Origin of the sequence: Pseudoduganella rhizocola (assembly GCF_045984285.3) — a bacterium.
In the GTDB taxonomy this organism is placed as follows: Bacteria; Pseudomonadota; Gammaproteobacteria; order Burkholderiales; family Burkholderiaceae_D; genus Rugamonas.
Window position 1 is genome coordinate 739,547 of record NZ_JBJQIK030000002.1, and the last position, 18,375, is coordinate 757,921.

The 18,375-nt window shown below is 64.8% G+C and carries 17 protein-coding genes; 12 read left to right on the forward strand and 5 right to left on the reverse strand.

What is annotated here, in order from left to right; genetic code table 11:
- The 3 genes from ACJRPG_RS07105 (at position 1) to bla (ending at position 3,098) form a co-directional block, all read left to right on the forward strand.
- Positions 1–1,479 carry an efflux transporter outer membrane subunit gene (locus ACJRPG_RS07105; protein ID WP_407999341.1) on the forward strand — a complete coding sequence of 493 codons (1,479 nt, stop codon included), beginning with the start codon at positions 1–3 and terminating at the stop codon, positions 1,477–1,479.
- Positions 1,480–1,588: 109 nt separating this feature from the next.
- Positions 1,589–2,248, forward strand: coding sequence for a purine nucleoside phosphorylase YfiH/LACC1 family protein (locus ACJRPG_RS07110; RefSeq protein ID WP_407999342.1), 660 nt, complete (start codon positions 1,589–1,591; stop codon positions 2,246–2,248).
- A gap of 7 nt (positions 2,249–2,255) precedes the next feature.
- Positions 2,256–3,098, forward strand: a complete 843-nt coding sequence (gene bla, locus ACJRPG_RS07115; protein ID WP_407999343.1) for a subclass B3 metallo-beta-lactamase — start codon at positions 2,256–2,258, stop codon at positions 3,096–3,098.
- A 57-nt stretch (positions 3,099–3,155) separates the two neighbouring features.
- Here the strand turns inward: bla and ACJRPG_RS07120 are convergent, their stop codons facing one another.
- Complete coding sequence (locus ACJRPG_RS07120) at positions 3,156–3,521, reverse strand: hypothetical protein (protein WP_407999344.1); 366 nt, start codon at positions 3,519–3,521, stop codon at positions 3,156–3,158.
- A 168-nt stretch (positions 3,522–3,689) separates the two neighbouring features.
- Between ACJRPG_RS07120 and ligD the strand changes: the two genes are divergently transcribed.
- Positions 3,690–6,344 (forward strand): DNA ligase D, encoded by a 2,655-nt coding sequence (ligD, locus tag ACJRPG_RS07125; protein ID WP_407999345.1) that lies wholly within the window; start codon positions 3,690–3,692, stop codon positions 6,342–6,344.
- Positions 6,345–6,443: 99 nt separating this feature from the next.
- Here ligD and ku read toward each other — a convergent pair whose 3' ends face one another.
- The 4 genes from ku to ACJRPG_RS07145 form a co-directional block, all read right to left on the reverse strand.
- Positions 6,444–7,439 (reverse strand): non-homologous end joining protein Ku, encoded by a 996-nt coding sequence (gene ku / locus ACJRPG_RS07130; RefSeq protein WP_407999346.1) that lies wholly within the window; start codon positions 7,437–7,439, stop codon positions 6,444–6,446.
- A gap of 10 nt (positions 7,440–7,449) precedes the next feature.
- Positions 7,450–8,439, reverse strand: coding sequence for an SDR family oxidoreductase (locus ACJRPG_RS07135; protein ID WP_407999347.1), 990 nt, complete (start codon positions 8,437–8,439; stop codon positions 7,450–7,452).
- A gap of 145 nt (positions 8,440–8,584) precedes the next feature.
- On the reverse strand, positions 8,585–9,718 hold the full coding sequence (locus ACJRPG_RS07140; RefSeq protein WP_407999348.1) for a thiolase family protein: 1,134 nt from the start codon (positions 9,716–9,718) through the stop codon (positions 8,585–8,587).
- Positions 9,719–9,728: 10 nt separating this feature from the next.
- The gene (locus tag ACJRPG_RS07145) at positions 9,729–10,787 is read right to left on the reverse strand and encodes an aldo/keto reductase (protein WP_407999349.1); all 1,059 of its coding nucleotides are present in this window, start codon (positions 10,785–10,787) and stop codon (positions 9,729–9,731) included.
- A 96-nt stretch (positions 10,788–10,883) separates the two neighbouring features.
- Between ACJRPG_RS07145 and ACJRPG_RS07150 the strand changes: the two genes are divergently transcribed.
- From ACJRPG_RS07150 to ureC, 8 genes are all read left to right on the forward strand, one after another.
- Positions 10,884–11,450, forward strand: a complete 567-nt coding sequence (locus ACJRPG_RS07150; protein ID WP_407999350.1) for a TetR/AcrR family transcriptional regulator — start codon at positions 10,884–10,886, stop codon at positions 11,448–11,450.
- Between the two features lie 92 nt (positions 11,451–11,542).
- Positions 11,543–13,192: a SulP family inorganic anion transporter gene (locus tag ACJRPG_RS07155; RefSeq protein WP_407999351.1), complete on the forward strand. Its 1,650-nt coding sequence runs from the start codon at positions 11,543–11,545 to the stop codon at positions 13,190–13,192.
- Positions 13,189–13,545 (forward strand): hypothetical protein, encoded by a 357-nt coding sequence (locus tag ACJRPG_RS07160; RefSeq protein WP_407999352.1) that lies wholly within the window; start codon positions 13,189–13,191, stop codon positions 13,543–13,545. Before ACJRPG_RS07155 ends, ACJRPG_RS07160 begins: the two co-directional genes overlap by 4 nt.
- Entirely contained in the window at positions 13,451–14,929 is a 1,479-nt protein-coding gene (locus tag ACJRPG_RS07165; RefSeq protein WP_407999353.1) for a DUF885 domain-containing protein, read from the forward strand. Before ACJRPG_RS07160 ends, ACJRPG_RS07165 begins: the two co-directional genes overlap by 95 nt.
- Before the next feature lie 211 nt (positions 14,930–15,140).
- Positions 15,141–16,004 (forward strand): urease accessory protein UreD, encoded by an 864-nt coding sequence (locus ACJRPG_RS07170; RefSeq protein WP_407999354.1) that lies wholly within the window; start codon positions 15,141–15,143, stop codon positions 16,002–16,004.
- 11 nt (positions 16,005–16,015) lie between these two features.
- A complete protein-coding gene (locus ACJRPG_RS07175; protein ID WP_407999355.1) occupies positions 16,016–16,318 on the forward strand; it encodes an urease subunit gamma in 303 nt (100 codons plus the stop codon).
- An 18-nt stretch (positions 16,319–16,336) separates the two neighbouring features.
- Positions 16,337–16,654, forward strand: coding sequence for an urease subunit beta (locus tag ACJRPG_RS07180; RefSeq protein ID WP_407999388.1), 318 nt, complete (start codon positions 16,337–16,339; stop codon positions 16,652–16,654).
- Between the two features lie 10 nt (positions 16,655–16,664).
- Positions 16,665–18,365, forward strand: coding sequence for an urease subunit alpha (gene ureC, locus ACJRPG_RS07185; RefSeq protein ID WP_407999356.1), 1,701 nt, complete (start codon positions 16,665–16,667; stop codon positions 18,363–18,365).
- The last annotated feature ends 10 nt before the right edge of the window (positions 18,366–18,375 follow it).

Sequence of the window (18,375 nt, forward strand, 5' to 3'; positions counted from 1 at the left end):
ATGAACCGCATGATCGCCATGGGAGTGGCGCCGCTGATGGCAATTCTGCTGACAGCCTGCGCTGCGCCTGAGTTCAAACAGCCTGCGATGGAAGTTCCCGCTGCCTTCAAGGAGCCGCAGGCCGAAGTAAAAATCGCCGCCGACGGCACGCAATGGAAGGTGGCGCAGCCCGCCGAACAACAGCCGCGCGGCGAGTGGTGGCTGGCCTTCAACGATCCGGCCCTGAATGAGCTGATCGCCGAAGCCACCCGCAACAACGCCAACCTGGCCGTGGCTGCGGCCCGCGTGAAGCAGGCCCGCGCCATCGCCGGCATCGCCGAAGCGGACCGTATTCCGCAGGTCGGCGTGGGCGTGGGCGCCCAGCGCAGCCGCGCTTCGGCGCTGGAACTGGGCCTGCCGGCCGGCACCCCGGTGCAGCCGCAGACCAGCTACACGGCGAACCTGACCGCCAGCTATGAAGTGGACCTGTTCGGCCGCGTGTCGTCCAACGTTGCCGCGGCACGCGGCGACGCGGCGACGGTGGAAGCGAACTACCGCTCCGTGCTGCTGGCGCTGCAGGCCGACGTAGCCCAGACCTATTTCCGCCTGCGTGCCACGGACGCCGAGCTGGCGACCGTGGAGCAGACGGTCCGTCTGCGCGAAGAGAGCGTGAAGGTCAACCAGCGCCGCTTCGACCTGGGCGATATCGGCGAGTTCGACCTGTCCCGCGCGAAGACCGAGCTGTCCACCACCCGTGCCGAAGCGATCGGCCTGCAACGCCAGCGCACCACGGCCGAGCATGCGCTGGCCGTCCTGCTGGGCAAGCCCGCTGCCGCCTTCACGGCCGGCGTGAGCCCGCTGCTGGACTCCGCGCTGATGCCGGTGATCCCGGCCGGCCTGCCATCCGCGCTGCTGGAGCGCCGTCCCGACATCGCCGCTGCGCAGCGTGCGATGGAAGCGTCCAACGCCCGTATCGGCGTGGCGCGCTCCGCCATGTTCCCGGCGCTGAATATCAGCGCCAATGGCGGCGGCGTGTCGGACCACTTCTCGGACGTATTCAAGTGGAGCAGCCGTTCCTGGGTGCTGGGCGCGCTGATGTCCATGCCGCTGATCGACGGTGGCCGGAACCGCGCCAACATCACCCGCAGCGAAGCCGCGCTTGAAGAGTCGGTAGGCACTTACCGCCAAAGCGTGCTGACGGCGTTCGCCGAGGTGGAAGACAACCTGGCGGGCCTGCGCATCCTCTCCGGCCAGACCGCTCAGATCGAAGATGCCGTGGTGTCGGCACGCCGTTCCGCCGACCTGGCGCAGAAGCTGTATGACGCCGGCCGTTCGAGCTATCTCGAACTGCTGGATGCGCAGCGCAACCTGGCAGCCGTTGAACGCAGCGCAGTACAGCTGCGCGGCAACCGTGCGGTAACGACCGTGGCCCTGATCCGCTCCCTCGGCGGCGGCTGGGACAGCGGCGCCGCGGTCAATACGGCACAGGCCAGCAACTGAGCACAAGTCAGCTTTAAGTAGGCGATTAGCCCTTTGGGCGGTCCGCGTAGGCGGCCGCCCTTTTTTTCGCTATCATGCTGCTGTTTAAGCATGCAAGCGAGGTCCGGTTTTGATTACGAGCGCACTGCTCAGCAGCATCCCGAATGTCCGCCATGGTTTCGGCACCGCGTCCGAACTGGTACCTGAAGCGCTTCAGGAACTGTGGGATCTCCGTCCCAATAAGCGCCAGGTGCACGGTATCCGCGCCGTCAATATCATCGAGCCCCAGCAGCCTGTCGGCGATGCCGACGCCTTTTACACCGCCACCCCCGGAATTCCCGTCAGCGTGATTACCGCCGACTGCGTGCCGCTGCTGCTTGCGCGGCGCGACGGCACGCAGGTGGCCGCCGTGCATGCGGGCTGGCGCGGCCTGTATGACGGCATCATTCCTGCCGTGCTGGAACAACTGGGTGGGCGAGGGCAGTGGGTGGCCGCGGTCGGCCCCACCATCTGCGCGCCATGCTACGAAGTGAGCGAAGAACTGGCGGAGGACTTTGCGCGACGTTTTACGGCGCTGCCGCGTGAAGCGGTGCTGCCGGCCTACCGCCACCTCGACCTGCGTCCCGTTGCCGAGCACCAGCTGCGGCAGGCGGGTGTGACGGAAATCGACCATGTTGGCGGCTGCACCTGCTGCGGGCGCGCCGCCGATGGCGAACTTGTGTATCGCAGCTACCGCCGCGGCGACCGCAACTCGCAGCAGCACGCCGGGCTTTTCATCACTAAACCCTGAGACAACAATGAAGAAGACTATCGCCGCAGCAAGCCTGTTGGCCCTCTCGCTGCCTGTTTTCGCCGGCTGGGACGATCCACAGGAGCCTTTCCAGCTGTTTGGCAACAGCTACTACGTCGGTCCGAAAGGCGTCAGCTCAGTGCTGATTACTTCGCCGGCGGGCCATATCCTGATCGATGCGGGCACCGCGAAATCGCACGAGCAGATTATTCCGCATATCCGCCAGCTGGGCTTCAAGGTGGAAGACATCAAATACATCCTGACCTCGCATGAGCACCACGACCACGTGGGCAGCATCGCAGAATTGCAACGTGTGAGCGGCGCCGTGGTGGTGGGCAGTGCATTGAGCGTGGCCGTGATGAAGACCGGCGAAGCGAGCAAGGACGACCCGCAATTCGGCGACCTGAGCAAGTTCGCGCCGGCTGCTGCAACGCGGGTAGTGCGCGATGGCGAGGTGGTGACGGTCGGTCCACTGTCCGTGACGGCGCATTACACGCCGGGCCATACGCCGGGCGGCGTGAGCTGGACCTGGCAATCGGCGGAAGGCGGCCGCACGGCGAACATGGTCTACGGCGACAGCATTACGGCTTATGGCGCACCGGGCTACAGGTTCAGCAGCCATCCGGAAGTAGTTGCGAACCTGAAGAAGACTTTCGCACGCGTCGCGGCGCTGAAGTGCGACATCCTGGTGACGGCGCACCCTGAAGCGGGCGACCTATGGACGCGCGTGGAAAAGCGCCCGCAGCTCGGCAATGCGTCGTTGATCGATCCCGATTCCTGCCGCAAGTACGCAGCAAAAGGTGCGGCACGGCTGGAGACGGTGCTGGCGGAGGAAAAAGCGAAGCCCTGATGCGGCTCGCTCAAAGCAAAAAAGGCCCGCGTTATCGCGGGCCTTTTTTGCTGGTGATTATTTCTTCGCCGGAGCTGCGGCAACGGCTGGCGTTGCGGCAGTGGCTGGGGTGGCTGCAGTCGCGGCGGCATGTTCGTGCTTGGCGTCCGCTTTGGCCTTGGCCGCCTTGTGATGCGCTTCGGCCTTCTTCTCCTTGGCATCAGCCTTGGCGCTTGCCACATCGGCGGCAGCGCTGGCGGCTGCCTTGGTTTCTTTCGCTTCAGCTTTCGCTACTTGTTTGGCTTCCTTGGCTTCAGCCTTGGCGACTTCTTTGGCTTCCTTGGCTTCGGCTTTTGCGGCCGGTGCGGTTGCAGGTGCGGGAGTCTGTGCGAAGGCAGCACCAGCAAACAGACCGGCGATCAGGGTAGCGATGACTTTCTTCATGGTGTGTTCCTCTAAGTTAGTTTTGAACGTAGTGCACATTTCCCGTGTCACTGAGCAAAAAACGCGATGCCGGAGCGCGTAGTTGACGGTCTTTACACCTGCTTACAATTGGCCTGCTCTGTTAGCGAGCGTACTGATGCCGTGCCGCGCGCAGCCTACATTGGCGTTATGGCTGACTCGTTGAAGGCCTACAAGGCCAAGCGCAATTTCGATATCACGCCCGAACCCGCGGAAGGCGGCGAGGAGGGCGGGGAAAACCGTGTCTTCGTCATCCAGAAGCACTGGGCGTCGCGGCTGCACTACGACTTCCGGCTGGAACTCGACGGCACGATGAAGAGCTGGGCCGTTCCCAAAGGGCCCAGCTACGACACGCACGATAAACGCATGGCCGTGCATGTGGAAGACCATCCCATTTCATATAACCAGTTCGAGGGCACCATACCGCCAGGCCAGTACGGCTCCGGCAAGGTGATCATCTGGGACAAGGGAACATGGCACCCGCTGGACGATCCGCGCAAAGGCTACCGCGAGGGGAACCTGAAGTTCGAGCTGCGCGGCCACAAGATGCACGGCCGCTGGGTGCTGGTGCGCATGAAGGGACGCGGCGAGAAGCAGGAGCCATGGCTGCTCATCAAGGAAAAGGATGACTACGTGCGTCCGGCCAGCGAGTTCAGCGTGGTGGACGAAATGCCGGACAGCGTGAAGAAGCTCGGCATGCCGAAGGCAGCCAAGCCCCGTCAGGCCGCGTCGACGCCGCCGCCTGCCGCCGACGCTGCACCGCCGGCGAAGCGCGCGCGCGCCGCAGCAAAATCCGAGCGTTCCGGTGCCGCCGTCGCCGAAGTCGCCGATGCGGCAGAGGACGGAGACGCCGCGCCGAAGCGCAAGCGCAGCAGGAAGCCCGCCGCAGCGGGCGACAGGGCCGCGATGCCGGAGATGCTGTCGCCGGAGCTCGCCACGCTGGTAGACGGCCCGCCATCGTCTCCTGAAGACTGGGTCTTCGAAGTCAAGTTCGACGGCTACCGCATGCTGGCCCGCGTGGAAGGCAAGGACATCCGCCTCATCACACGCAATGCCAACGACTGGACCGGCAAGCTCGAACCGCTGCGCGCGGCGCTCGCGAAGATGAAACTGCCCGACGGATGGTACGACGGCGAGATTGTGGTGCACGACGAAACCGGCCGTCCCAATTTCGGCCTGCTGCAACAAGCCTTCGATGGCCAGCGCACCAAGGATATCGTCTACTTCATCTTCGACGCTCCATACCTCGACGGCTACGACCTGCGCCAGGTTCCGCTGATGCAGCGCCGCGAACTGCTCGAAACCGTGCTCGCCAAAAAAGCCAGCGACGCTGTGCGCCTGAGCGCCATGCTGGACGCGCCGCCGCAGGAAATGGTGGCTGCCGCCTGCCGCATGGGGCTTGAAGGCATCATCGGCAAGCGCCGCGACTCGCTGTACACCTCGCGCCGGTCCGGCGACTGGATCAAGCTTAAATGCGGCTTGCGCCAGGAATTCGTCATCGGCGGCTACACGGATCCGAAAGGCTCGCGCACCGGCATCGGCTCGCTTCTGCTTGGCTACTATGACGCGGAGGGCAAGCTGCAGTATGCTGGCAATGTGGGTACAGGCTTTAACGAAACCACGCTGCGCGACGTAACGGCGAAACTGAAAAAGCTCGCTGCGGACAAACCCGCATTCGCGTCGCCGAAGTCGATCGACAAGAAAGCGCACTGGGTCAAGCCCACGCTGGTAGCGGAGGTGAGCTTCGGCGAGTGGACCGGCAGCGGCTCCGTGCGCCACTCGGTGTTCCAGGGCCTGCGCACGGACAAGAAGGCCAGCAGCATCACGCGCGAGAAGACCGCGCATGTGGAGGATACGATGCACACACAAAGCAATCCCGTGGCAAAAGCCGCATCACCGCGCAAGGCGGCTGCGGACGTGGAAAGCAAGCTTCCCGCCTCGCTCAAGGTAACGAATCCGGACCGGCTGATCGATCCCGAAAGCGGAATCACCAAGATAGGCCTGGTGCGCTACTACGCACTGGTGAGCGCGCTGATGCTCGAACACATGAAGGGCCGCCCCGTGGCGCTGGTGCGTGCGCCGGCCGGCGTGGGCGGGGAGCTGTTCTTCCAGAAGCACTCCGAAGTCGGCAAGCTGCCGGGCGTGAAGCAGTTCCCGCAGGAGCTGGACCCCGATCATCCGCCGATGCTGGAAGTGGCCACCGTGCAGGGCCTGCTGTCGTCAGCGCAATGGAACGTGGTGGAATTCCACACCCAGAACGCCTTCGGCAAGAACTACGAAAAACCCAACCGCATGATCTTCGACCTCGACCCGGGCCAGGGCGTGACGTGGCCCATGATCCAGGAGGCGGCGGAGCTGATGCGCGCCTTCCTCGAAGAACTCGGCCTGCCGTCCTTCCTGAAGACCAGCGGCGGCAAGGGCCTGCACGTGGTGGTGCCGATCAAGCCGCAGCATGACTGGGATACGGTAAAGGACTTCAGCAAGCGCATCGTGGAGCACATGGCGCTGACTTTGCCGGACCGTTTCGCATTCAAGAGCGGCCCGAAAAACCGCGTCGGCAAAATCTTCATCGACTACCTGCGCAACGGCCGCGGCGCCACCACGGTGGCCGCATGGTCGGCGCGCACCCGTTCCGGCCTCGGCATCAGTGTTCCGGTGGACTGGAGCGAACTGAAAAACCTGCGCGGCGGCGACCACTGGACCGTCGCCACCGTCCACGACCGCCTCGACGACGGCAACACCCCGTGGGCAAACTACACCGCCAGCGCCGTCAGCATCACCAAAGCCATGAAAAAACTCGCGTGACCATGACACCCTGGGGTCAGGCACCTTGGTGTCAGTATGACACTGGTGCCTGAGTATGACAGCGGGGGCCTGACCCCATGGTGTCAGTCAGCCGTAGCGTCAGGCGGCTTTGCGGCGGGTGGGGGATTTGGTGGCGGTGGCGCGCTTGGCGGCTGGCTTGGCTGCGGATTTGGAGGCGGCGGGGCGCGCTGTGGTGCGTTTGGTGGAGGCGCCGCGCGGAGCCGCTTTCTTCGGCTTCGGCGGCGCGATGTATTCCTCTTCCTCCTCGTCTGCGGTATCCTCGGCCGCCGCCGCCTTGCCCTTGCTGCCCAGGCTTTGCTTGAGCAGCGCCACCAGGTCGATCACGTTGCTCGACGGGGCAGGTTCGCCTTCTTTCGATGGCATGGTGATGGTCTTGGTCTGCTTGGCCGCGATCTTTTTCTCGACCAGCTTCAGCACGTCGTCATGGTAAGTGTTGCGGTACTGCTCCGGCGCCCATTCCTCGCTCATGCCTTCCACCAGCGACAGCGCCATCTGCAGTTCCTTGTCCGTGATGCCTGCAGCCTTGGTGCCTTTTGCCGGCAGCTTCAGGCCCTCGGTGTCGCGGATTTCTTCCGCATAGCGCAGCGTGTTCATGATGATGCCTTCTTCCGCCGCCACCAGCGCGCACAGGTGCTGCTTGGTGCGGATGACCACCGTGGCAATCGCGATCTTGCCCGCCTTGCGCAGCGTTTCGCGCAGCAGGGCGTAGACCTTGTCGCCGCCGCGTCCCGGCGCGAGGTAGTAGGGGGTTTCATAGTAGGTCAGCGGCACTTCGCTGAAATCGACAAAGGCCATGATGTCGATGGTCTGCGTGGCTTTCACGTTGGCCTGCTTCAGGTCTTCGTCCGACAGCACCACGTATTCGCCGGACTGGTATTCATAGCCTTTGATGATATTGTCCCAGGTGACTTCCTTGTTCGTGTTCTTGTTGTAGCGCCGGAAGCCGATGGGCGAGAAGTCGCGCTTGTCCAGCATGGTCAGGTCCAGCTCATGCTCTTTTACGGCCGAATACAGTTCGACCGGAATGTGGACCAGTCCGAAGCTGATGGCGCCTTTCCAGAGTGAGCGGGCCATGATCGTTCTCCTATGAGCCTACGCTGCCGGTAATCGGCAGCACGATGCCGGTGATGTAGCTCGCGCAGCTTGGTGACGCGAGGAATACATAGGCCGGCGACAGTTCTTCGGGCTGTGCGGGGCGCTTCATGTCGGTCGAGGCGCCGAACTCGGCGATCATGTCCGGCGACTGGTCGGCGGGGTTCAGCGGCGTCCACACCGGTCCCGGCGCGACAGCGTTCACGCGGATGCCTTTTTCGATCAGGTTCGAGGCCAGCGACATGGTGAAGGCGTGGATCGCGCCCTTGGTGGACGAGTAGTCCAGCAGTTTCTTCGAGCCCGCCAGGCCTGTTACCGAGCCGGTATTGATGATGGAGGCGCCTTGCTTCAGGTGCGGCAGCGCGGCCTTCGCCATGTGGAAGTAGCCGTAGATATTGGTTTTCATGGTGAGGTCGAAGCGCTCTTCGGTGAGGTCTTCGAGCGAATCCGCGTGCTCTTGGAAGGCCGCGTTGTTGACCAGGATGTCGAGCCGGCCGAAGGCCTGCACGGTTTCCTCCACTGCGTGCTTGCAGAACTGCGGATCGCGCACGTCGCCCGGAATCAGGATGCAGCGCTGGCCCTCCGCCTCGATATGGCGTTTGGTCTCGACCGCGTCTTCCTGCTCGTCGCTGAGGTAGATGAGGGCGATGTCAGCGCCTTCGCGCGCGTACAGCACCGCGACCGCGCGGCCGATGCCGGAATCGCCGCCTGTGATGATGGCCGTCATGCCCTGCAGCTTGCCGCTGCCGCAATAGTCGGGGGCCATGAACTGGGGCTTGAGCTGCATCTCGGCCTCTATGCCGGGCTTGTGGAGATGCTGCTTGGGCAGCGGCGGGGCGGGGAACGCATGGGTTCCGGCCTGCATCGCTTCCTTTTTCTCTTCCTGCTTGCCTTTGGCCTGGTCTTTCTGGTCCTGCTGCTGCTGGATCTCGCGCTGCAGGTTGCCGGGGTTCTCTGTTGCCTTGTTCTCGGAATTTGCCATGACTGCACTCCTTGTTTCGCAAGAGCTCAGTATTGCCGCTGGCCGCTTCCCAGACCGTGCGGCCGTTCACATATGCAGGCGCCGCCCGAAAAAAAGGCGGCCGCCGCAGGGAGATGCGGTTGCCGCCAAAAGACACTCACACTAATCAGATTGCTTCAAGGACTGTTGCAACACCTTGTCCTCCGCCAACACATTGTGTGGCCAAGGCATATTTCCCGCCGCGCCGGGCGAGCAGGGCCGCGGCCTTGCCCGTAATCCTCGCGCCGGTGGCGCCCAACGGATGGCCGATGGCCATGCCGCCGCCGTCGATATTGACGATCTCAGCCCGCAGCCCCAATTCGCGGATGCTGGCCAGCGCCTGGGAGGCGAAGGCTTCGTTCACTTCGGCCACGTCCAGCTGCGCGGCGTCGATGCCGGCCATCGCCAATGCCTTGCGCGATGCGGGCACCGGCCCCATGCCCATGATCGCCGGGGCCACGCCTGCGGAGGCCATGCCGATAATGCGCGCATGGGGTTTCAGCCCATGCTTGCGGGCAAATTCCTCGCTCGTCACCAGCACGGCGGAGGCGCCATCGGTCAGCGGCGAGGAGGTGCCGGCCGTCACCACCCCGTCGTCGCGGAATGCCGGTTTGAGGGCGGCCAGCGCTTCGAGCGAGGTGCCGGGACGGATGCAGCCGTCTTCCACCACCGTTTCGCCATTGGCGGCGAGCACCGGAACGATTTCGTCTGCCAGCAAACCGGTCTCGCGGGCGCTTGCCGCCTTGCGGTGCGACTCGTAGGCCATCTGCTCCTGGTCCTGGCGCGATACCTCATAGCGTTGCGCCACATTCTCAGCCGTGTTGCCCATGCTGATATAGGTATCAGTGCTCTCCAGCAGTTGCGGATGCGGCGAGAAGTTGAAGCCGCCCTGCGGCACCATGCTCATCGATTCCACGCCCACGCAGAGATAGGCTTCGCCGAGCCCGGCTTCGATCTGCGCCGCCGCGATATGGATCGCCGACATCGAGGAGCCGCAGAAGCGGTTCACCGTCATGCCCGGCACCTCGAAAGGGAAGCCCGCCAGCAGCGAGACAATGCGCGCCAGGTTGTTGCCCTGTGCGGCTTCCGGATAGGCGCAGCCGAGAATGACGTCGTCGATCAGCCTGGGATCGAGGCCGGTACGCTGCATCAAGCCGGTAACGACCTGTGCGCCCAGCGTGTCCGGACGGGTTTCCGCCAGCTTGCCCTTGCGGGCGAAGTGGAAGGGCGTGCGCGCATAGGCGCTGATAACAGCTTTCATGGTGCGCTCCTCATGCCGCCGGCAAGGCGGACGGCAGCAACAGCTCCGGCGTGCCGCCCGCCAGGCGGCCGGCAGTTTCCAGCGTGGTTTGCTGGGCTGCGTTCAGCGGCACGGCGCTTACGCTGCCGAGGCGCGCCATCTGCTCAGGCGAGAGCTGGAGTTTCAGCGCGTCCAGCGTGCCGTTCAGCTGGCTCAGCGTACGCGGGCCGAGGATGGGCACGAGGCTGGTGGCGGAGCCGGCATCGCGCTGCAGCAGCCAGGCGATGGCGACCTGGGTCGGGCTGGCATCCACTTCCTGCGCGATGTCCAGCACGGTATCGACCACTGCCTTGTCGCGCTCGCTCTTTTCGCTGCGCAGCAGGAAGCCGCCAAAGCCCTGCAGGCGGCCTTCTTCATTGTTGCGGTATTTGCCGGTCAGCACGCCGCCGCCCAGCGGCGACCACAGGGTTGCGCCCAGGCCCAGCGCTTCGGCCATCGGCAGCAGTTCGCGGTCGGCCGAGCGTTCGGCCAGGCTGTATTCGGTCTGGATACCGGCCAGCGGCGCCCAGCCGCGCAGCTCGGCAATGGCATCGGCGCGCGCAACGCGCCAGGCGGGGAAGTTGGACAGGCCGCCATAGACGATTTTCCCGGCGCGCACCAGGTCGTCGAAGCCGCGCATGATTTCCTCCACCGGCGTTTCGCCGTCGGGGAAGTGGGCCCAGTACAGGTCGATGCGGTCCGTTTTGAGGCGCTTCAGGCTGGCTTCCACCGACTGCACCATGGCGCGGCGGCTGTTGCCCGTGGTGCTGATGTTGTTCACACCGGCCACGCCCAGCGTGTATTTGGTGGCGAGCACGAAATGGTCGCGGTTGGACGCGATGAAGTCGCCCACCATCTGCTCGGACTGGCCGCCCTGGTAGCCGTCGGCGGTGTCGATGAAGTTGCCGCCGGCTTCAGCGTAGCGGTCGAAGATGGCTTTCGCCTCCTCGCGTTCGGAGCCGTAGCCCCAGCCGGTGCCGAAGTTGCCGGTGCCCAGGGCCAGCTGCGATACCCGCAGGCCGGAGCGGCGGCCGAATGATTTGTATTTCATAAAACACCTCATTGGTTGATTTGATGATGATCATCATGTATGCTGCATATATTACGACTATAATTAATAAAGTCAAGCAATTTTGAGGTGGCCATCATGAGAGTCAGCAGAGAGCAGGCAGCACAGAACCGGGAGCGCATCGTTGAAACGGCGGCGCGGCTGTTCCGCGAAAAGGGCTTCGACGGCATTGGCGTGGCGGACCTGATGAAAGGGGCGGGGCTGACGCACGGCGGCTTCTACGGCCATTTCGAATCGAAGGAGGCCTTGCTGGCGGAAGCCTGCGGCAAGGCGATGCAGGGCTCGGTCGAGCGCTGGCGCCGCATCGTCAGCGAAGACCCGCAGCGGCCGGTTGCGGCGCTGGCGCGCGCCTACCTGACGATGAAGCACCGCGACAATCCCGGCCGCGGCTGTGCGGTGGCCTCGCTGGGGCCGGATGTGGCGCGCGTGGGTCCCGAAGTACGGCAGGCGGTCACGGAAGGCACCATGGCCCAGATCGCGCTGCTGGCGGATGCGCTGCCTTCCGGCAGTCCCGCCGAGCGCCGAGCGCAGGCGATTACCAGCTACGCCAGCATGATCGGCGCCCTGATCCTCGCCCGCGCCGCGGACGACCCCGCCACCGCCACCGAAATCCTCGACACCGTCGCCGCCACCATCTCCCGCTAACAGCCGAGTCTGCGACACCTTGGGGCCAGGCCCCTCGTGTCGCGGACTCAGCCGTGGTAGGCTTGCGCCTTTGATTGTGTGATGGGTTTGGCATGCTGCAATGGCTGAGGAGCTATCGGCGCGAGGCGCTGGCCGGAGATGTCGGCGCGGGCTTTATCGTGGCGATGATGATGATTCCGCAGGGGATGGCCTATGCCCTGGTGGCGGGCCTGCCGCCCGTCGCCGGCCTGTATGCGAGCATCCTGCCGCCCATCATCTATGCCATGTTCGGCAGCAGCATGACGCAGTCGGTCGGCCCGATGGCCATCGTGGCCCTGATGACCGGCGCCATTATCACGCCGCTGGCACACGGCAGTCCCGGCCTGCATGCCGTGCTGGCCGGCCAGCTTGCGCTGATCGCCGGCGTGGTGCTGCTCCTGTGCGGCCTGCTGCGCATGGGCTTCCTCGCCGGTTTCTTCTCGCGTCCCGTGATGAGCGGCTTTACCGTCGGCTCCTCGCTTGTGATCGTCCACGGACAGCTGAAGCCCCTGCTCGGCGCATCGTTCCCGCACATGCATCTGCCCAGCGCCGCGCTGGGACTTGGCGCCATCGTCTTGCTGGTGCTGGCCCGGCTTTACCTGTCGCCGCTGCTGCAGCGCTGCGGCATGGGCGCCGGCAAGGCGGATATCGCCTCCAAGCTGGCACCGATGCTGGTGGTGCTGGGCGCGACCGCGCTGGTGGCGATGTTCGGCCTGGCCGGGCAGGGCGTGGCTGTTACCGGCGCCGTGCCTTCCGGCCTGCCGCAGCTGAATCTCGCAACCTCGTCCCAGCACTGGTATGCGCTGCTCAAGCCGGGCCTCCTGATCGGCTTCATCATCTTCCTGATCAGCATGTCCGCCGCACAGACGCTGGCGCAGAAGCGCAATGAGAAACTGGTCAGCAACCATGAGCTGATCGGGCTCGGCGCCGCGAATATCGCGAGCATGGCCAGCGGCGGCTTTCCGGTGACGGGCAGCCTGTCGCGCTCCGCCGTGAATTTCGCGGCCGGTGCGGTTACGCCGCTGGCCAGCATCATCTGTGCGGTGCTGCTCGGCCTCGCCCTGATCGCGCCCACCGGCTGGCTGGCCCTGATGCCACTGCCGGTGCTGGCCGCCACCATCATCGTCGCGGTGCTCGGCATGCTGGAACTGGATACCCTGCGCACCGCCTGGCGCTTTGACCGCGCCGATGCGCTGGCCTGGGCCGTTACCTGTATCGGCGTGCTGGTGCTGGGCATCGAGGCGGGTGTGGTGGTGGGCGTGGTGCTGTCGATGGGCACCCTGATCTGGCGTGCCAGCCGCCCGCATATCGCGGTGCTGGGGCGCATTGCGGGCACCGAGCATTTCCGCAATATCGAACGCTATCCGGCGGAAACCCAGCCCGAAATGCTGATGCTGCGGGTGGATGCCAATCTCTTCTTCGGCAACGTGGAAGCCGTGACTGAACGCGTGGAGGACGAGCTGCGCACCCATCCCACGGCGCGCGACCTGCTGCTGGTGATGTCGGCCGTGAACTCCATCGATACCACGGCGCTGTTTGCGCTGTCCGAACTGAATGCGAGCCTGAAGCGCCGCGGCATCGGCCTGCACCTGGCCGAAGTCAAGGGCCCGGTCATGGACCGCCTGCGCGACAGCAGCCTGCCAGATATCCTGAACGGCAAGATCTTCCTGAGCACCGCCATCGCAGCCGACTTCCTTCACTCCAGAAAAAAAGAGACACCATGAAGCCTTCCAGTATCGCCCTCGCCATAGCGCTCGCGCTGTCTGCATCGCCGGCCGTTACAGCAGCGCCGCAATCGGCCGACGCGCAGTTCCGCGCCATCCACCAGCAGGAGTGGAAGTGGCGCCAGAGCCAGCATCTGGAAGACGACGAGGACGATACGGAAGCCATTCGCGGCGACCTGCCGCGCGTGGATGCCGCCACCCAGCTGGCGCGCCAGCGCTACTGGGAAGGCGTGCTGAAAAAAGCTGGATGGGCTGCCGGTGGCGAAGCTGTCCGCCGCGGAGCGCATCAACTTTGCCGTCTACCGCGCGCAGATCGCCGCGCTGCTGGCGAACCAGCAGTTCCGCGAATATGAAAAGCCGCTCAATGCGGACTCCGCATTCTGGTCCAATCTCGCCGGCGAAGCGCGCAAGCCGTTCCGCACTGCCGCCGAGTACCGCACCTATATCCGCCAGCTGAACGACGTGCCGCGCTACTTCCGCGAGGAGATGGACAATATGCGCGCCGGCCTGGCGCGCGGCTTCACGCCGCCGAAAGTCACGCTGCAGGGACGCGACAAATCGGTGGCCATGGTGGCCGAAGCGAAGCCGGAAGACGTGGCCTTCTTCAAACCGTTCAAGGAAATGCCTGCCTCCATTCCGGCCGCGGAACAGGCGGAATTGCGCGCCGGTGCACTGAAGGCGATCCGTGAATCCGTGCTGCCTGCATACGCCAGCCTGCTGGACTTCCTGCGCAAGGACTACCTGCCGCGCGCCACCGAGGCGCTGGCGGCCGAGCGCCTGCCTGACGGCAAAGCCTATTACCAGTCCAAGATCGTGGAGTTCACCACCACGAATATGAGCGCGGACCAGATCCACCAGATCGGCCTTGCCGAAATGGCCAGGATCCGCGCCGAGATGGAGCAGGTGATGGCGCAGGTGGGCTTCAAGGACGGCCTGCCGGCCTTCCTCCAGTTCCTGCGCACCGACCCGCAGTTCTACGCGAAGACGCCGGAAGAACTGCTGATGCGCGCCGCCTGGATTTCGAAGAAGTTCGATGCCAAGGCCGACCAGTATTTCGGCCGCCTGCCGCGCAGCCGCTTCGCCATCATCCCGGTGCCGCCCGAGCAGGCGCCGTACTACACCTCGGGGCGCGGCGGTCCCGGCGTCTACCTGGTCAACACCTACAACCTGCCGGCGCGCGCGCTGTACAGCCTTCCGGCGCTGACCCTGCACGAATCGGCGCCGGGCCACGCCTTCCAGATGCCGCTGGCGCTGGAGCAGAAGGGCCGTCCGCCGTTCCGCAACGCCTATATCTCGGCCTTCGGCGAAGGCTGGGCGCTGTACTCGGAGCGCCTCGGTACCGAGATGGGCATCTATGAAACCCCGTATGAGGTGTTCGGCATGCTGAGCTACCAGGCCTGGCGCGCGTCGCGCCTTGTTGTCGATACCGGCGTCCACGCCAAGGGCTGGACGCGCGAGCAGGCCTTGCGCTACCTGATGGAGAACACCGCACTCTCCGCACACGAAGTGGAAACGGAAGTGGACCGCTACATCTCCTGGCCGGGCCAGGCGCTGTCCTACTACCTCGGCGAAATGGCCATTATCGAGGCGCGCAGGAAGGCCGAAGCGGCGCTGGGCGCGAAGTTCGATATCCGCGCCTTCCACGACACCGTGCTGGAACTGGGCTCGGTGCCGCTGCCGGTGCTGGCCGCCCGCATCGACCGCTTCATCGCCGAAGGCGGCAAAGGACCATACTAACGGCAGAGCCCGTGTCCACCTTGGTGCCTGACCCCAAGGTGGACGGGTACGGCCATCCGGCGGGCTGGACTGTAGCTGCGGCAGATTGCACCAATGCGGTGCGAATGCCGTGCGCTGGTGCAAACTGGTCCGGCCAACCGGGGGATTTGCCCCGGCCGGACTGGCATGTAAATTGCAGAAAGGATCGGCGTAGCCTTTACCTGAGCCTTTCATGCCCGACTGTTCCATCCGCCGTTCCGACGGCAGTCCAGACGCCCATGCGCAGCACAGCGCATGGCAGGGCCGGCTGACGCTCGGCTTTTCCGCCCGGGACGGCATCACCCGCCTGACGACGCGCGAACATTGCGGCCCCTTGCGCGTGCAGAAGCCGCTGTATCCCGAACTGCCCCATGTCTGCCACGCCATCGTGGTGCACCCGCCCGGCGGTGTGGTGGGCGGCGACCAGCTGCAGATTGATGCCGACGTCGGCCCCGGCGCCCACGCTTTCCTCACCACGCCCGGCGCCGCCAAGTGGTACAGGGCCAATGGCCGCGTCTCCAGCCAGCGCCTGGCGCTGGCCGTGGGCGCCGGCGCATCCGTGGAGTGGATGCCGCAGGAAGCCATTTTCTTCGATGAAGCGCAAGTGGAGCTGGACCAGCATATTGCGCTGGCGGGGGATGCCAGCTATCTCGGCTGCGAAATCTTCTGCCTCGGCCGCCGCGCGTCCGGCGAGCGCTTCACGGCGGGCGGCATTCGCCAGCGCACGCGCATTTCGCGCGGCGGCAAGCTGCTGTGGTGGGAGCAGGGCAGCATGACGCCCGCCGCGATCGGCAGTCCCTTGGGGCTTGCCGGCCAGTCGGTGTGCGCCACCATGATCGCCGTTGGCGCGCCGCTGCGCCAGGACGTCCTCCAGTCGGTCCGCGCGCTCAGCGCCGAGCTGCGCTTCGGCGCCTCGCAGATCCGGCAGTTGCTGACGGTGCGCTATCTGGGCGACGACAGCGAGGCCGCACGCGAATTGATGCTGGCCGTCTGGCGCACCTTGCGTCCCCACCTGCTGCAGCGCGAGGCCTTCGATCCCCGCAGCTGGCGTACCTGAACGGAGCCCGCATGGACCTCACGCCAAGAGAAAAAGACAAGCTGCTGATCTTCACAGCCGGCCTGCTGGCCGAACGCCGCCTGGCGCGCGGACTGAAACTGAATTATCCGGAAGCCGTGGCGCTGATCAGCGCCGCGATCATGGAAGGCGCGCGCGACGGCAAGACCGTGGCGCAGCTGATGTCAGACGGGACCAAGATCCTGAGCCGCAGCGATGTCATGGAAGGCATTCCCGAAATGATTCCCGACATCCAGGTGGAAGCCACTTTCCCGGACGGTTCCAAGCTCGTCACCGTCCATAACCCCATTCCCTGACAAGACATGGATACCATCATGATTCCCGGCGAATACAAGCTCGAAGAAGGCGCCATCGGCCTGAATGAAGGCCGAGAGACCATTACCGTGGTCGTTGCCAACAAGGGAGACCGGCCGATCCAGGTCGGATCGCATTTCCATTTTTTCGAGGTGAATCCCGCGCTGTCCTTCGAGCGCTGGAAGGCCTATGGCAGGCGCCTCAATATCGCTGCCGGCACCGCCGTGCGTTTTGAGCCGGGGCAGCAGCGTACGGTGGAGCTGGTGCAGCTGGTGGGCGACCGCGAGGTATACGGCTTCAATGGCGCCGTGAACGGCAAACTCAAAGACAAACCCTGAACCGCACACGATGGCGACCATTCCACGCCGCGCCTATGCGGAGATGTTCGGCCCCACCACCGGCGACCGTATCCGCCTGGCGGACACGGAACTGTTCATCGAGATCGAGCGCGATTACGCCATCTATGGCGAGGAAGTGAAGTTCGGCGGCGGCAAGGTGATCCGCGATGGCATGGGCCAGTCGCAGCTTCCGCATGCGCAGGTTATGGATACCGTGATCACGAATGCCGTGATCATCGAGCACTGGGGCATCGTGAAAGCCGATATCGGCATCAAGGACGGGCGCATTGCGGACATCGGCAAGGCCGGCAATCCCGGCATCCAGCCCGGCGTGACGATGGCGATCGGCGGGGCGACCGAGATCATTGCGGGCGAAGGCATGCTGGTGACGGCGGGCGGCGTGGACAGCCATATCCATTTCATCTGCCCGCAGCAGATCGAGGAGGCGCTGATGAGCGGCGTCACAACGATGATCGGCGGCGGCACCGGGCCGGCGGTCGGCACCGCCGCCACCACCTGCACGCCGGGGCCCTGGCACATCCATGCCATGCTGCAGGCGGCGGATGCCTTTCCCATGAACCTGGGCTTCCTCGGGAAAGGCAATGTCAGCCAGCCGCTGCCGCTGGAAGAGCAGATCCAGGCCGGCGCCATCGGCCTCAAACTGCACGAGGACTGGGGCACGACGCCCGCCGCCATCGATAACTGCCTGTCCGTTGCGGACCGCATGGACATTCAGGTGGCGATCCATACCGACACGCTGAACGAGGGCGGCTTCCTCGAACATACGCTGGCGGCCTTCAAGGACCGCACCATCCATACCTTCCACACCGAAGGCGCTGGCGGCGGCCATGCGCCGGACATCATCGCGGCGGTCGGGCAGGGCAATGTGCTGCCTTCTTCTACCAATCCCACGCGGCCCTATACCGTCAACACGCTGGACGAGCACCTCGACATGCTCATGGTCTGCCACCACCTGGACCCGGCCATTGCGGAGGACGTGGCCTTCGCCGAATCGCGCATCCGCCGCGAGACCATTGCGGCGGAGGACATCCTGCACGATCTCGGCGCCATTTCGATGATGTCCTCCGATTCCCAGGCCATGGGCCGGGTCGGTGAAGTCATCATGCGCACTTGGCAGACCGCGCACAAGATGAAGGTGCAGCGCGGGACGCTGCCGGAAGATTCTTCGCGCAACGACAACTTCCGCGTGAAGCGCTACATCGCAAAGTACACGATCAATCCCGCCATCACGCACGGCATATCGCACGTTCTCGGCTCGCTGGAAGCGGGCAAGATTGCCGATATCGTGCTGTGGAAGCCTGCGTTCTTTGGTGTGAAGCCCTCCATGATCCTCAAGGGCGGCATGATCGCGGCGGCGCAGATGGGCGATCCCAATGCCTCGATTCCCACGCCGCAGCCGGTGCATTACCGCATGATGTTCGGCGCTTTCGGCGGCGGCCTGAAAAAGTCCTTCACCTTCCTGTCGCAGGCCGCCTGCGATGCGGGCGTCGCCGAGCAGCTCAAGCTGAACAAGCCAGTAATTGCGGTGAAAGGCATGCGCGCGCTGCGCAAGCAGGACATGGTCCATAACGGCCTCACGCCGCATATGGAAGTGGATGCCGAAACCTATGAGGTGCGCGCCGACGGCCAGTTGCTGGTCTGCGAGCCAGCCCGGGTGCTGCCGCTGGCGCAGCGCTATTTCCTTTTCTGACGCTTCTGCC

Coding starts and splice junctions, on each gene's coding strand:
- ACJRPG_RS07150 (WP_407999350.1), top strand. CDS start 10,884: ATGAGAGTCAGCAGAGAGCAGGCAGCACAGAACCGGGAGCGCATCGTT.
- ACJRPG_RS07170 (WP_407999354.1), top strand. CDS start 15,141: ATGCCCGACTGTTCCATCCGCCGTTCCGACGGCAGTCCAGACGCCCAT.
- ACJRPG_RS07155 (WP_407999351.1), top strand. CDS start 11,543: ATGCTGCAATGGCTGAGGAGCTATCGGCGCGAGGCGCTGGCCGGAGAT.
- ACJRPG_RS07120 (WP_407999344.1), bottom strand. CDS start 3,521: ATGAAGAAAGTCATCGCTACCCTGATCGCCGGTCTGTTTGCTGGTGCT.
- ACJRPG_RS07105 (WP_407999341.1), top strand. CDS start 1: ATGAACCGCATGATCGCCATGGGAGTGGCGCCGCTGATGGCAATTCTG.
- ku (WP_407999346.1), bottom strand. CDS start 7,439: ATGGCCCGCTCACTCTGGAAAGGCGCCATCAGCTTCGGACTGGTCCAC.
- ACJRPG_RS07140 (WP_407999348.1), bottom strand. CDS start 9,718: ATGAAAGCTGTTATCAGCGCCTATGCGCGCACGCCCTTCCACTTCGCC.
- ACJRPG_RS07160 (WP_407999352.1), top strand. CDS start 13,189: ATGAAGCCTTCCAGTATCGCCCTCGCCATAGCGCTCGCGCTGTCTGCA.
- ACJRPG_RS07145 (WP_407999349.1), bottom strand. CDS start 10,787: ATGAAATACAAATCATTCGGCCGCCGCTCCGGCCTGCGGGTATCGCAG.
- ACJRPG_RS07180 (WP_407999388.1), top strand. CDS start 16,337: ATGATTCCCGGCGAATACAAGCTCGAAGAAGGCGCCATCGGCCTGAAT.
- ACJRPG_RS07175 (WP_407999355.1), top strand. CDS start 16,016: ATGGACCTCACGCCAAGAGAAAAAGACAAGCTGCTGATCTTCACAGCC.
- bla (WP_407999343.1), top strand. CDS start 2,256: ATGAAGAAGACTATCGCCGCAGCAAGCCTGTTGGCCCTCTCGCTGCCT.
- ACJRPG_RS07135 (WP_407999347.1), bottom strand. CDS start 8,439: ATGGCAAATTCCGAGAACAAGGCAACAGAGAACCCCGGCAACCTGCAG.
- ligD (WP_407999345.1), top strand. CDS start 3,690: ATGGCTGACTCGTTGAAGGCCTACAAGGCCAAGCGCAATTTCGATATC.
- ureC (WP_407999356.1), top strand. CDS start 16,665: ATGGCGACCATTCCACGCCGCGCCTATGCGGAGATGTTCGGCCCCACC.